Source organism: Burkholderia sp. HAN2018 (genome assembly GCF_024704855.1).
Classification (GTDB): domain Bacteria; phylum Pseudomonadota; class Gammaproteobacteria; order Burkholderiales; family Burkholderiaceae; genus Burkholderia; species Burkholderia cepacia.
In genome coordinates this window covers 16337-28762 of the sequence record NZ_QOBB01000019.1, presented here as the reverse complement: position 1 = coordinate 28762, position 12426 = coordinate 16337, and the positions used below count along the sequence as shown (strand labels likewise).

Below are 12426 nucleotides of genomic sequence, written 5' to 3'. Positions count from 1 at the left end.
CAAGCGAACGACCGCCGCGACGCCGCCGGCACGGCCGATGCGACGCGATCGCGCGCCCGATCCCCGTCAGAACATCGTGTTCCCGTTCGCGGCCTGCTCGGGCACGGGTTGATTGACGTCCCAGTGCTCGACGATCTTGCCGTTCTCGAGCCGGAAGATGTCCATGATCGCGCTGCCGCGCGTGCCGGGTTCGCGCACCGCGTGCACGTGCAGGATCACGTAGTCGCCGTCGACGAACGAGCGCTTGATCTCGCTGTGCGACCGCGGATACTTGTCGCGCAGGAACGCGACGAATTGGCGGAAGCCGTCGCGGCCGTCGGCCGCGTTCGGGTTGTGCTGCACGTAACGATCGCCGACATACGCGAGTGCGGCGTCGGCATCCTTCTCGTTCAGGCCTTTTTCATAGAACGCGAGCACCGTGCGCCGGTTCGCTTCCTGCTGCGCGTCCGTCGGCCCGGCCGCCACCGCATGCGCGGCGCTCACGGCGAACAGGGCCGCCGCCATCCATCGTGCGGCCCGTGCCGCGGTCGTGCGTCGCATCGTCTTCTCCCGGGAAATCCGGCTGAAAACCGGATCATACCGGGGCGATGCTTCACCCGGGTTTCGCTCAGACCAGCGCGCCGTTACGCGCCACGATCTTCCCCGACGACACGACGAGCCGCCGCACCGGCCGTGCGACTACGGCTTCGGCGAACGTCAGCGCGTCGACCAGCACGACGTCCGCGCGGCTGCCCGGCTGCAGCCCGTAACCGTCGAAGCCGCAACCGCGCGCCGCGCCGTGCGTCACGCAGTCGAGCGCGACCTCGAGCGCGTCGTCGCGGCGGAAATCGTTGCGCATGCCGATCAGCATCGCGCGTTCGAGCATGTCGGGCGACCCGTACGGCGTCCACGTATCGCGCACGCCGTCGTTGCCGCCGATGACCGTCACGCCCGCCGCACGGCACGCGGCCACCGGCGGCACGGGCACCGCCGCCGGCGCGGTCGTGACGAGCCCGACGCCGAGTTCCGCCATCCGGGCAAGCAGCGCATCGCGCTCGCGTTCGGCGATATCGCCCAGACAGAACCCGTGGCTGATCGTCACCTTGCCCTGCATGCCGCGCGCCGCCGTGCGCTGCAGGATCAGGTCGAGCGAATACGCGCCCATCGAGCCGCGCTCGTGCAGGTGGAGGTCGAGCCCGCGGCCGTGGCGTTCGGCGATCGCGAACAGCACGTCCACCGCCTCGACCGGATCGCCTTCGATCGCGCACGGGTCGAGCCCGCCGAGCAGATCGGCGCCGGCGGCGAGCGCGTCGGACAGCAGTGCGTCGGTGCCGGGCCGCTTGAGCACGCCCGATTGAGGAAACGCGACGATCTGGATTTCAACCTGCCCGCGCAGCGTCTCGCGCGTCGCGAGCACGCCGTGCAGATGCCGCAGCCCGGCTTCGGTATCGATATCGACGTGGGTGCGGATACGCGTCGTGCCGGCCGCGAGGAATGCGCGCGCCAGCGCGAGCGACGCGACGCCGGCGTCGTGGCCGCTCGTCGCGCGATAGTGGCGCTCGTTCTCGATCCGGTCGACGAGGCGCGGGCCGACCTCGTTGCGATACCACGGCATCCCCCAGTGCGTCTTGTCGAGGTGCGTGTGGCCTTCGACGAGGCCGGGCAGCGCGAGCGCCCCCGCGCCGTCCTCGATCGCGCAGCCGGCGGGTGCGTCGAGCGACGGGCCGATGCGCGCGATGCGATCGCCTTCGATCAGGATGTCGAGCGCGGCGTCGGCGCTCGGGCGGACGTTGCGGATCAGCAGGTTCGTCATGTCGGTTCCGGTGTGGTCAGTCAGTGCATCGGAGCACGGCGCGTGCCGTGCCGCCGGCCGAGTCGGTCAGCGCGTGAAGCGCAGCGCAGGGGCGAACGGCGCGCCCGTGTCGCTTTCGCCGCGGCGGAATACCCAGCGCTCGGCCGGCACGCCCGCGACGGCCGCCGCCGCATTCGGCGCACGCACCGCGACGAACGTCGCGTCGCAGCCGACAGCGATTCCATAGTTCTCCTTGCCGATCACGCGCGCGCCGGCATGCGTCGCCATGTCCAGCGCGATGCCGAGCGCTTCGTCGGTGTAGAAGCCCGACCGATAGCCGACCATCATCGCGCGCTGCAGCATGTCGCCGTTGCCGTACGGCCACCATGCGTCGCGGATGTTGTCGTTGCCCGCGAACACGTGCACGCCCGCGTCGCGCAGCGGCTGTACCGGCGGAAACGCGCAGTCGCCCGGCGCATTCGTCAGGATCGACACGCCGGCTTCGGCCAGTGCCGCCGCGGTGCGCCGCACGTCGTCGTCGCTCACCTGGCCGAGCGCGTATGCATGGCTCACGTTCACGCGCCCGCCGAGCCCCGCCGCGCGCGTGCGCGCCGCGATCCGCAGCAGTTGCGCGATGCCCGTCTCGCCCGGCTCGTGCAGGTGGATGTCGATCTTCGCGCCGCGCTTCTCGGCGATGCCGAACACGATGTCGAGCTGGCCGTCCGCGTCGCCGTCGAGTGTCGTCGGGTCGATCCCGCCGACCACGTCCGCGCCTTCGCGCACCGCTGCGTCGAGGATCTCCGCGGTGCCGGGGCACGTGACGACGCCGGCCTGCGGGAACGCGACGAGTTCGATATCGACGATGCCGCGCCATTGCTCGCGCGCGGCCATCACGGCCTGCAGGTTCGACAGGCCCGTCGTCGCATCGACGTCGACGTGGCTGCGCATCGCGACCGTGCCGAACGCGGCGGCCTGCGCGATCAGCGCATTCGCGCGCTCGACGATCGGCGGCGCGGCCGCGAGCTGGCGCTTCTCGACCGCGAGCCGCTCGCGCAGCGTGCCGACCGTTTCGTGCGGCACCCAGCGATCGCCGACGAAGCTCTTGTCGAGGTGGATGTGGCCATCGACGAAACCGGGCAGCACGACGCGGCCGTCGAGGTCGATCGTTTCCGCGCCGGGCGCGGCCGCACGATCGGCGCCGATCGCGGTAAAGCGGCCGTCACGGACGACGAGGTTGATGGGCTGGCCGCCGGCGTCGACGGCGTTGATGAAGATACGATCGGTCATGGCTCGGAATGTGGGGCGGTCGCGGCACGTCACCGGCGCGGACAGGAGAAGGAACCGCAGCCGGCCCGGCGCGAGCGTTGGCAGGGAATCCGGCCACGATATCGGACGGCGCGGGCCGAGGCCAATTAAATGTCGCGATGCCGCACATTCGATTTCGCGATGCGCGGCGCAAACGCCGTGCCAGCCACGTGCGGCTGCGGGGTCCGATCTCGTCGGGGACGGCCCGCATGCCGATGGCGCGTCGGGTGACGTCGCCGAAGCCGAAGTTTCGCGCGCCGGCATCGAGGGGCCGACTGCCTCGCAGGATAAGCCGCCGGACCGCTGTCGATCCGCGTCATCGCAGTTGCCGAACGGGCGCCGCCGCCCTCGCCGGGCATTGCACGATCGCCCTGCCCGGGCGGCGATTTACGCGGCAACAGACTTTACACGTTGTTACCCGGCCGCACCGGACGCGCCACCTGCCATTCCTTATACTCACGCCGAGTTCGCCACCCGTCCTGGAATTCGTCGGCGAACCCGTTGCCGATGCAGGAATCATCATGATGCGCATGCCTTCCACGAAGACCGTTCTGTTCGCCTCGCTCGTCACCGTCGCGGCGCTTCCGCTGACCGCCTGCGTCGCGCCGGGTTACTACGGCGCGCAGCCGGGGTATCAGCAACAGCAATACGCGACGCCCGGCTACGCGCAGCCCGCGTATTCGCAACCGGGCTACGTGCAGCAGCAACAGCCGTATCCGAACCAGGCGCCGCAACCCTACGATCAGTACGGCAACCAGCAGCAATACGGGTCGCAGCCGTATGACCAGTACGGCAATCAGCAGCAATACGGCAACGGCTACGGCACGCAGTACGGCACGGTCTCGAACATCCAGCCGGTCAACGGTTCGGTCGGCCCGTCGGGCGTGGCCGGCACCGTCGTCGGTGCGCTGGTCGGCGGCCTGGTGGGCAACCAGTTCGGCCGCGGCCACGGCCGCGATGCGGCGACCGTGATCGGTGCGCTCGGCGGTGCGGTGGCCGGCAACCAGATCGGCCAGCAGATGGGCGCCGCGCAAGGCCCGAGCAGCTACCGGATCGACGTGCAGGTCAGCGACGGCACGATGCGCTCGTTCGACGTGCAGTCGCCGGGCAACCTCCGGCCGGGCGATCGCGTGCAGATCAACGGCAACCAGCTGGCGCGGTATTGATTCGGACGCGGTGCGCCTGACCTGATCGGGCGCATCTTCGCGCGTTTGACGTCGGGGCCGGTTCGGCGCGACGGCGTACCTGCTTCACCCCATCCTCATCCTTCGTGCCGGTGCGGCGCACATGATGCGCCGCCGACATTGCCGCGACACCGTCGCCCTCAACGCCCCCGTCGCGCGATCGCTCACCCGCATCAACGCCCGCGCTCCCGCGCCTGGCCGTCACACCCGCTCGATGCCGAGCCCGACGCGCGTCGACCGCGCGGCTGCGCGACGCGCGCAAGTCACGCGGCCTGACGCTCGCGCAACTGTCCGAGCGTTCCGGTATCGCGGTGTCGACGATTTCAAAGGCCGAGCGCGGCGACATTGCGCTCACCTACGACAAGTTCGCGGCGCTCACGCATGCGCTCGCGCTCGACTTCGACACGATGTTCGGCCGGCCCGCGCCCGCCGGCGCGATGACGCCGTCGTTCACGCCGGCCGGCCAGCAGATGGTCTACGACACGCCGAACTATGCGTACGGGATGCTCGCGAACGACCTGACCGGCAAGCGGATGGTGCCCGTGCGCGGGCGGATCCATGCGCGCAAGCTGTCGGACTTCGCCGACTACATCCGGCACAGCGGCGAGGAGTTCGTGTTCGTGCTGAGCGGCGAACTGGAGCTGCGCTTCGAGAACGGCCACGCGTACCGGCTCGGCGCCGGCGACAGCCTGTACTTCGACAGCGCTGTCGGGCACGTGTACCCGAGCCTCGGCGACACCGATGCCGAGGTGCTCGCGTGCTGCGTCGATGGCGACGCGCGGCGGCCGCGCGACGCGATCTGAACGCAACGGCGCGGCCACGGCGAGCGGTGCGCCGAACGCCGACACGCGCGATCCGGATTCCCGTTAGGATCAGTACGATGCATCCCGCGGTCGTATCGGCCATATCGGCCCGCGCCGGCATGCACGACCCTCAACCGGAATCCCCTCGATGACGATCACGACTCGCCTGCTCGACGCGGCCGACGCCGCCCGTTTCCAGACCGTTCGCCTGCGTGCGGTCGACACCGCACCCACTTCTTTCCTGCCGACGCCCGACGAAGAATCGCAGGTGCCGGTCGACGAATTCGCGATACGCATCACGCCGACCCACGAACGTGCCGTGTTCGGCGCATTCGACGGCGATACGCTCGTCGGCATCACCGGCGTGCGCCGCGATGCGCGCGCGAAGATCGCGCACAAGGCGACGATCTGGGGCGTGTTCGTCGATCCCGCCTATCGCGGGCAGGGCATCGCGCAGACGCTGCTCGAAAGCGCGACCGCGCATGCGGCGCAGGCGTGGGGCTGCAAGCAACTGATGCTGTGCGTGAACGAGGTCAACGCCAACGCGGAGCGGTTGTACGCCTCGCAAGGGTTCGTCCGGTTCGGCACGGAACCGCGCTCGCTGTTCGTCGACGGGCGGTTCTACGACGAACACCACATGATCAAGACGCTGGCTTGACGCGTCCGGTCTGGCGATCGCGTTTGCCGGCCGCGCCCGGACGCAAACGCTCGCCCCCTCTCGCCCATGCGCATGCCGGCATGCCTGCCCGGCAATCGTCTCGTTCGTCGGCGCCGACTACTGGCGGCGCCTCCCCGACGAGATGTTGTGAATATTTATGCGCAAAAACTTTTATTGAAAAACGCGCGCCAAGCGATGCCCACCGGGTCGATTGCTCACTCACCCGTCGCCGCGATCGTTCCCGTCGCCGGCTCGCGCCCTGCGGAGGCGGCCGGCTCGAAGATCAGCACCATGTCGCCACGGTAACGTCCATTGGCTGGCGCCGCGTCGCCGGCAGCCCGCGCTTGCGCGCTGACCTTCACCTGACGGGTTTCGTCATAACCGTCGAAGCCGTCGTGCCCACGCTTTCCCAGCGTGAGCACGCGAGCGGCGTCGACAGTAATTTCGGCGTCGGCCGCGCTGCCCGCCAGCACGACCTTCGCGTTGGTCAGGTCGTCGCGGCCATTCGACAGCCTTAGCGGCTGCAGCAATGTGACGTTGATGTCTGGATTCGTCGTCCGTACGCGGATCGGCAGCGTTGCGCCGAGGGCCCGCTGGTCGCGATCCGTCGCGGTCAGTTCGACCACGTCGTATGCGGCGTTGTCCGGCCTCGAAACGAACAGGCTGTCACCAATGTGCGCGGTCAACGTGATCCGCTTGACGACGGCTTGCGGCGACGTCGGGCCGGCGTGGGCAATGCCGGCCAATGCGCCGCATGCGACGAGTGCGGTGAGATGTGTTCCGATCTTCATTGAAGTGCTCCGTTTTCCGGATGGTTGTCGTTCGGGCACCTGATTCCGTCATCGCAGGAAAATCCGGGATTCATTTATCCCAAAATTAGCCGGCAATATCCCCGTGGAATTCGATATACCCAGCCGCATACGCGAACGCGCCGAGTCGGCGGATGCCATCTCGTACGCCGCCAGGATACGATCGCCAGCCTTTACCGGCAGGCTCCGACGCGCTCCTCTCGTCACGGCATGCAATAACGATAGGTCACGGAACGTCCACTAAAAATCCATGGAAACCTGCACGGTTCTTTCAGGATTCCATTCACCAATGCCATCTCGGAATCAAATAGGACACGGGAGTCGATCGCACCAATTTCCGCCCGCCCCCAACCCGCCTCGGTAATTCCGCCTCTGTTCAGCCCCCTGCCGGCCGCGCTATCGTTTCTCCTTCTTCACAGCCCAGGAGCTGCCTTTGCCTTCCCGCCACGGAGTCGACCTCATCCGCGCCCGCGCGCTGTTCGATCGCGAGCGCCAAGCGTTCACCGAAGCCATGCCGGTCTCCCGCGCCCTGTCCGCGGAAGCGTCCGAGCACTTGCTGTTCGGCGTGCCGTTGCACTGGATGCAGGACTGGTCGACGCCGTTCTCGCTGTATGTGAAGGAGGCGCGCGGCGCGACGTTCACCGACGTCGACGGCCATCGCTATGTCGATTTCTGCCTCGGCGATACGGGCGCGATGTTCGGTCACGCGCCCGAACCGGTCGCGCGTGCGCTCGTCGAACAGGCGACGCGCGGCTACACGACGATGCTGCCGAGCGAAGACGCCGCATGGGTGTCGCGCGAACTCGCGCGCCGCTTCAAGCTGCCGGTCTGGCAATTTGCGCTGAGCGCCAGCGACGCGAACCGCTTCGTGCTGCGCTGGGCGCGCGCGGCCACCGGCCGCAACACGATCGTCGTGTTCAACGGCTGCTATCACGGCACGGTCGACGACGTATTCGTCGATCTCGTCGACGGCCGCCCGGTGCAGCGCGACAGCCTGCTCGGGCAATCCTACGACCTGCTCGCCAACACGCGCGTCGTCGAATTCAACGACCTGGCCGCGCTCGAAGCCGCGCTGAAGGATGGCGACGTGGCATGCGTGCTGGCCGAGCCCGCGATGACGAACATCGGGATGGTGCTGCCTGACCCGGGCTTCTGGGCGGCCGCGCGCGAGCTGACGCGCCGCTACGGCACGCTGCTCGTGATCGACGAGACGCACACGATCAGCAGCGGCCCGGGCGGCTACGCGGTCGCGCACGATCTCGACGCGGACATGCTGGTGGTCGGCAAGCCGATCGCGGGCGGCGTGCCGTGCGCGGTGTACGGGTTCAGCGCCGAATTCGCGGAACGCGCGAAGCAGGCGAAGCTGAACGCGCCGCCCGGCCATTCGGGCATCGGCACGACGCTCACCGCGAACATGCTCGCGATGCATGCGATGCGTGCGACGCTCGCCGAAGTCGCGACCGACGCCGCGTATGCACACATGTTCGAACTCGCCGCGCGGCTGGCGACGGGGCTCGAACAGGCGATCGCGAAACACGGGCTGCCGTGGTGCGTGACGCGTATCGGCGCGCGCACCGAGTTCCAGTTCGCACCCGTGCCGCCGCGCAACGGCACGATCGCGGGCGCGCAGCTCGACAGCGAACTCGAGCACATCGTGCACCTGTACCTGCTGAATCGCGGCGTGCTGATCACGCCGTTCCACAACATGATGCTCGTGTGTCCGCAAACGACGGCCGACGATGTCGACCGGCTCGTCACGCAATTCGACGCGTGCCTGGGCGAACTGGCGTGATGTGATGCACCGCGCGTCCGGCCCGCCCGCAGCAGCGCGGCCGGACGCACGCCCGGCGCGACTTCCGCAGATCAGTCGGCGCGCGCACTCGCTTCCGGCTCCACACGCTGCGCCTCACGCGTATCGCCATGGCTACTTCGGCAGATCCGTCGGATCGACCTGCGTGCCGGGCACGCCTGCGGAGCGCGCACTCACTTCAAGCTCGTCGCGCAGCGCCGCACGCGTATCGGCGCCGCCCGAGCCCGGCCCCGACGCCCGCCCGCCATCGAGCGCCGGCAGGATGTAGCCGTTCACCATCCGGCGGAACAGCTTCACGTTCTCCGCATCGCGCAGGCCACCGTCAATCGGCAGGACGCCCGTCATCACGATCACCGTGTTGCGCTTCGGCAGCACCGTGATGAATTGCCCCTTGAAGCCCATCGCGTCGAATTCGGGCTCGCTTTCGACGATGTTGTTGATCCACCAGTAGTAGCCGAAATGCGCCGACACACGCGGCGACGTCATCTGCGCGATCCACGCCTGCGGCACCACCTGCCTCCCCTGCCAGCGTCCACCGTCGAGCACGAGCATGCCGATCTTCGCCATGTCGACCGCGCGCAGCCGCAGCCCCCAGCCGGCCGACACGAGCCCCGTGCGATCCGCGCGCTCCCATGTCGCGCGCTTCATGTCGAGCGGGGCGAACAGACGCGCCTGCGCATAGCGCTCGACGGGTTGGCCGGCCGCCGCGCTCAACATCGCCGACGCGAGGATCGGGTTCACGTCGGTGTAGTCGAACGCGGTGCCGGGCGCGACCTTCGGCGCGGCCGAGACAGCAAGCTTCAGCCGGTCGGGCGCGGTGTAGTAGATCGGATCGTCCTTCGGGCTGAAGTCGTAATGCAGTCCGCTCGACATCGACAGCACGTGCTTCAGCTCGATGCCTCGCTTGTCCGCGAGCGCGCCGCCGAGGTCGGGGCGCCACGCGGCGAGCCGCGCGGCCACCGGCTCGTCAAGATGCACGGCGCCCTGATCGACCAGGATGCCCGCGACGAGCGACGTCACGGCCTTCGTCACCGAGTACAGCTCGTAGGTCGAATCGCGCGACGCGTTCGCACCGTAGCGCTCGAAGATCAGCTTGCCGTCCTTCACGACGAGCAGGCTGTAGACGTCGAGCTTCTGCTCGCGGATCCAGCGCGACAGCTCGACGAGCTTGCGCGAATCGACGCCGGCGTCCTCCGGCGCGGCGGCTTCGATACCGGTTTCATGCAGTGGCGGCAGTGCATCGGCCGCATGCGCTGCCGCCAGCGTCGGCACCGGCGCGAGCGCACCGCTGCCGATCAGCAGCGTCGCAAGCCGCGCGAGCAGCCGGCGCATGAAAGGCGCGGCACGCGATGCGGGCCGCCGCGAATCGGGCCATGCATCCGGATTGGCGATCATGTTCGTCATCTTTATCAAATCTCCGGCGCATCGTTGAATGCGGCGGCCGTGCCGGGCACGCCCTTCGTCTCGCGGCTGCGCGCCAGCTCGTCGCGCAGCGCCTGCGTCGTTTCCGCGCGCTCGACCGGCCGCTGCGCCGGCGTCAGCGCGGGCAGGATGTAGTCGTTCACCATCCGTCGATACAGGTTCAGGTAGGTTGCGTCGCGCAAGCCGCCGTCGGTCGGCAGCAGGCTCGTCATGACAACGACCGCGCGCTGGGCGGGCAGCACCGTGATGAACTGCCCCTTGAAGCCCATCGCGCCGAATTCCGGCGTGCCGTGTTCGACGACGTGACTGATCCAGCAGTAGTAGCCGTAATCGGCCGCGGCCGGCGACGGCGTCGTCATCTGCCGGACCCAGCCGGCCGGCACGATCTGCTTGCCGTTCCAGCGGCCGTTGTCGAGCAGCAGCATGCCGATCTTGGCCATGTCGACCGCACGCAGCCGCAGTCCCCAGCCGCCCGCCACCGCGCCGGTACCGTCGGCGCCACTCCAGCGGTAGTGCGCGAAGCCGAGCGGCTCGAACAGCCGCGAACGCGCGAACGCGTCCTCGCGCTCGCGCGCGGCGATCGACACGGCCGTGCCGACCAGCACCGGGTTCACGTCGATGTAGTCGAACTGCGTGCCGGGCGGCCGCGCCGCGCGGCTCGTCACCGCGACTTTCAGCCGGTCGGGCGCTTCGTAGTACAGCGGATCGGTGCCTTCGCGCGTCGTATAGCGCAGCCCGCTCGACATCGACATCAGGTGGCGCAGCTCGATGTCCCGCTTGTCCGCGAGTTCGCTCGCGAGATCGGGCCGCGCGGCCGCGATCAGCGGCGTGACCTTCGTCGACGGGGCGAGCTTGCCCTCGCCGTCGAGGATGCCGGCGAGCAGCGCGGTGATCGTCTTCGTCACCGAATACAGCTCGTAGTTGTGATCGCGCGTGAGGCCGTCGCCATAGCGCTCGAACACGATCTTGCCGTCCTTCACGACGACGAGGCTACGCACGTCCATCCGGTCGCGGCGCAGCCATTCGGACAGCCGCACGAGCGGCGCCGAATCGACGCCGGCCGATTCGGGTACGACGCTCGGCATGTCCTGCGGCGCGCCGCCGGCGGCCAGCGCTGGCCCGCCGCATGAACCGGCGACGATCGCTGCGGCCGCGATGCCGCGCATTGCGTTGGAAATACTCATCCTTGCTCCTGCTGAAACCGCGCCAGCCGCGTGGAACGGGCGCTCACATCGATGGACGTCAATCGAGGCACGGCTTGCCGGCCGGCACGAACTGCCCGCGCCCCGGCTCGGCCGCGAGCAGGCGGCCATCCTCGACGAGCAGCTCGCCGCGCGACAGGCAATGACGCGGCCAGCCCGTCACCTCGATCCCTTCGTAGGGCGTGTAGTCGACCGCATGATGCAGCGACGCATTCGCGATCCGCACGCGCTTGTCCGGATCCCACACGACGATGTCCGCATCGGCGCCGACCGCGATCGTCCCCTTGCGCGGATACAGCCCGTACAGCTTCGCGGGGCGCAGCGACGTGAGCTCGACGAACTGGTGCAGCGACAGCCGCCCGTGACGCACGCCGTCGAACAGCAGCGGCAGCCGCGTCTCGAGCCCCGGAATCCCGTTCGGGATATGGTCGAACGAAACGGCCTGCCCGCCCGGATGCTTGCCGCACGGATCGTCGTAGCTGAACGGCGCATGGTCGGACGAGAACACCGAGAATACGCCCTGCTTCAGCGCCTTCCACACGGCCTGCTGGTTCGCCGGATCGCGCGGCGGCGGGCTGCATACGCACTTTGCGCCTTCATAACCGTGATCGTCATGGCCGAGATCGGCGGCCGTCAGATACAGGTATTGCGGGCACGTTTCGGCGAGAATCGGCAGCCCGCGCGACTGCCCCCAGCGGATCTGCTCGATCGCCTCCGCGCCCGACACGTGCACGATCAGGATCGGCACGTCGACGAGTTCCGCGAACGCGATCGCACGATGCGTCGCTTCGCGCTCGACCACGGCCGGCCGCGCATGCGCATGGAAACGCGGTGCGACGTGGCCGTCGCCGAGCAGCCGCTCGGTGAGCCAGCCGATGCAGTCCGAATTCTCCGCATGCACCATCACGAGCGCGCCGTGCTCGCGCGCGACCGACAGCACGTCGAGCATCTGGCGGTCGTTCAGCTTCAGGTCGTCGTAGGTCATGTACACCTTGAACGACGTGTAGCCGTTCGCGATCAGCCGCGGCAACTCTTCCGCCAGCACGTGCGGCGTCGGATCGGCGACGATCAGGTGAAAGCCGTAGTCGACCAGCGCACGCCCGTCGGCGCGCCGGTGATAGTCGTCGACGGCCGCCTGCAGCGACTGCCCCTTCGCCTGCGCGGCGAACGGGATCACGGTCGTCGTGCCGCCGCACAGCGCCGAGCGCGTGCCGGACAGGAAATCGTCGGCCATCCGCAGCCCGTCGGGCATCGGCTGGTCGAGATGGCAGTGCGCATCGACGCCACCCGGCATCACGAGCATGCCGCTCGCATCGAGCTCGCGCGGCGCGCGCGGCAGCCCGTGACCGAGCATGGCCACGCGCCCCGCGCGGATGCCGATGTCGCACGAGAACCGGTCCGCCGCCGTGACGACGTCGGCATGCCGGATCACGAAATCGAGATCGTTCGACATGGCGCCCGC

The 12426-nt window shown here is 68.8% G+C and carries 11 protein-coding genes; 4 read left to right on the top strand and 7 right to left on the bottom strand.

The genetic code is table 11. The features are described 5' to 3' along the window. Nucleotides 1-66: 66 nt before the first annotated feature. The 3 genes from DPV74_RS06970 to DPV74_RS06960 form a co-directional block, all read right to left on the bottom strand. Nucleotides 67-540 carry a nuclear transport factor 2 family protein gene (locus tag DPV74_RS06970; RefSeq protein ID WP_027790265.1) on the bottom strand — a complete coding sequence of 158 codons (474 nt, stop codon included), beginning with the start codon at nucleotides 538-540 and terminating at the stop codon, nucleotides 67-69. Nucleotides 541-607: 67 nt separating this feature from the next. Then, entirely contained in the window at nucleotides 608-1792 is a 1185-nt protein-coding gene (locus tag DPV74_RS06965; protein WP_119336840.1) for an amidohydrolase family protein, read from the bottom strand. 66 nt (nucleotides 1793-1858) lie between these two features. Next, nucleotides 1859-3058: an amidohydrolase family protein gene (locus tag DPV74_RS06960; protein ID WP_119336839.1), complete on the bottom strand. Its 1200-nt coding sequence runs from the start codon at nucleotides 3056-3058 to the stop codon at nucleotides 1859-1861. A gap of 539 nt (nucleotides 3059-3597) precedes the next feature. Here DPV74_RS06960 and DPV74_RS06955 point away from each other — a divergent pair. The 3 genes from DPV74_RS06955 (at nucleotide 3598) to DPV74_RS06945 (ending at nucleotide 5721) form a co-directional block, all read left to right on the top strand. Beyond that, nucleotides 3598-4242, top strand: coding sequence for a glycine zipper 2TM domain-containing protein (locus DPV74_RS06955; protein ID WP_119336838.1), 645 nt, complete (start codon nucleotides 3598-3600; stop codon nucleotides 4240-4242). Nucleotides 4243-4454: 212 nt separating this feature from the next. Continuing rightward, entirely contained in the window at nucleotides 4455-5063 is a 609-nt protein-coding gene (locus tag DPV74_RS06950; protein WP_240439939.1) for a helix-turn-helix domain-containing protein, read from the top strand. A 148-nt stretch (nucleotides 5064-5211) separates the two neighbouring features. Beyond that, a complete protein-coding gene (locus DPV74_RS06945; protein WP_059693168.1) occupies nucleotides 5212-5721 on the top strand; it encodes a GNAT family N-acetyltransferase in 510 nt (169 codons plus the stop codon). Nucleotides 5722-5936: 215 nt separating this feature from the next. Here DPV74_RS06945 and DPV74_RS06940 read toward each other — a convergent pair whose 3' ends face one another. Beyond that, nucleotides 5937-6551: a hypothetical protein gene (locus tag DPV74_RS06940; protein ID WP_226230484.1), complete on the bottom strand. Its 615-nt coding sequence runs from the start codon at nucleotides 6549-6551 to the stop codon at nucleotides 5937-5939. A gap of 412 nt (nucleotides 6552-6963) precedes the next feature. Between DPV74_RS06940 and DPV74_RS06935 the strand changes: the two genes are divergently transcribed. Further along, nucleotides 6964-8322 carry an aspartate aminotransferase family protein gene (locus DPV74_RS06935; RefSeq protein WP_042974168.1) on the top strand — a complete coding sequence of 453 codons (1359 nt, stop codon included), beginning with the start codon at nucleotides 6964-6966 and terminating at the stop codon, nucleotides 8320-8322. Between the two features lie 132 nt (nucleotides 8323-8454). Here DPV74_RS06935 and DPV74_RS06930 read toward each other — a convergent pair whose 3' ends face one another. The 3 genes from DPV74_RS06930 to hydA form a co-directional block, all read right to left on the bottom strand. Further along, nucleotides 8455-9672 (bottom strand): serine hydrolase domain-containing protein, encoded by a 1218-nt coding sequence (locus DPV74_RS06930; protein ID WP_374708956.1) that lies wholly within the window; start codon nucleotides 9670-9672, stop codon nucleotides 8455-8457. Nucleotides 9673-9749: 77 nt separating this feature from the next. Continuing rightward, nucleotides 9750-10946 (bottom strand): serine hydrolase, encoded by a 1197-nt coding sequence (locus tag DPV74_RS06925; protein WP_119336836.1) that lies wholly within the window; start codon nucleotides 10944-10946, stop codon nucleotides 9750-9752. Between the two features lie 58 nt (nucleotides 10947-11004). Further along, entirely contained in the window at nucleotides 11005-12417 is a 1413-nt protein-coding gene (gene hydA, locus DPV74_RS06920) for a dihydropyrimidinase (RefSeq protein WP_059487674.1), read from the bottom strand. Between the last annotated feature and the right edge of the window lie 9 nt (nucleotides 12418-12426).

What these genes read in the sequence shown, in the direction of transcription:
- DPV74_RS06945 (WP_059693168.1), top strand. Translation starts at nt 5,212, where the DNA reads ATGACGATCACGACTCGCCTGCTCGACGCGGCCGACGCCGCCCGTTTC.
- DPV74_RS06960 (WP_119336839.1), bottom strand. Translation starts at nt 3,058, where the DNA reads ATGACCGATCGTATCTTCATCAACGCCGTCGACGCCGGCGGCCAGCCC.
- DPV74_RS06970 (WP_027790265.1), bottom strand. Translation starts at nt 540, where the DNA reads ATGCGACGCACGACCGCGGCACGGGCCGCACGATGGATGGCGGCGGCC.
- DPV74_RS06955 (WP_119336838.1), top strand. Translation starts at nt 3,598, where the DNA reads ATGATGCGCATGCCTTCCACGAAGACCGTTCTGTTCGCCTCGCTCGTC.
- hydA (WP_059487674.1), bottom strand. Translation starts at nt 12,417, where the DNA reads ATGTCGAACGATCTCGATTTCGTGATCCGGCATGCCGACGTCGTCACG.
- DPV74_RS06965 (WP_119336840.1), bottom strand. Translation starts at nt 1,792, where the DNA reads ATGACGAACCTGCTGATCCGCAACGTCCGCCCGAGCGCCGACGCCGCG.
- DPV74_RS06925 (WP_119336836.1), bottom strand. Translation starts at nt 10,946, where the DNA reads ATGAGTATTTCCAACGCAATGCGCGGCATCGCGGCCGCAGCGATCGTC.
- DPV74_RS06930 (WP_374708956.1), bottom strand. Translation starts at nt 9,672, where the DNA reads ATGCGCCGGCTGCTCGCGCGGCTTGCGACGCTGCTGATCGGCAGCGGT.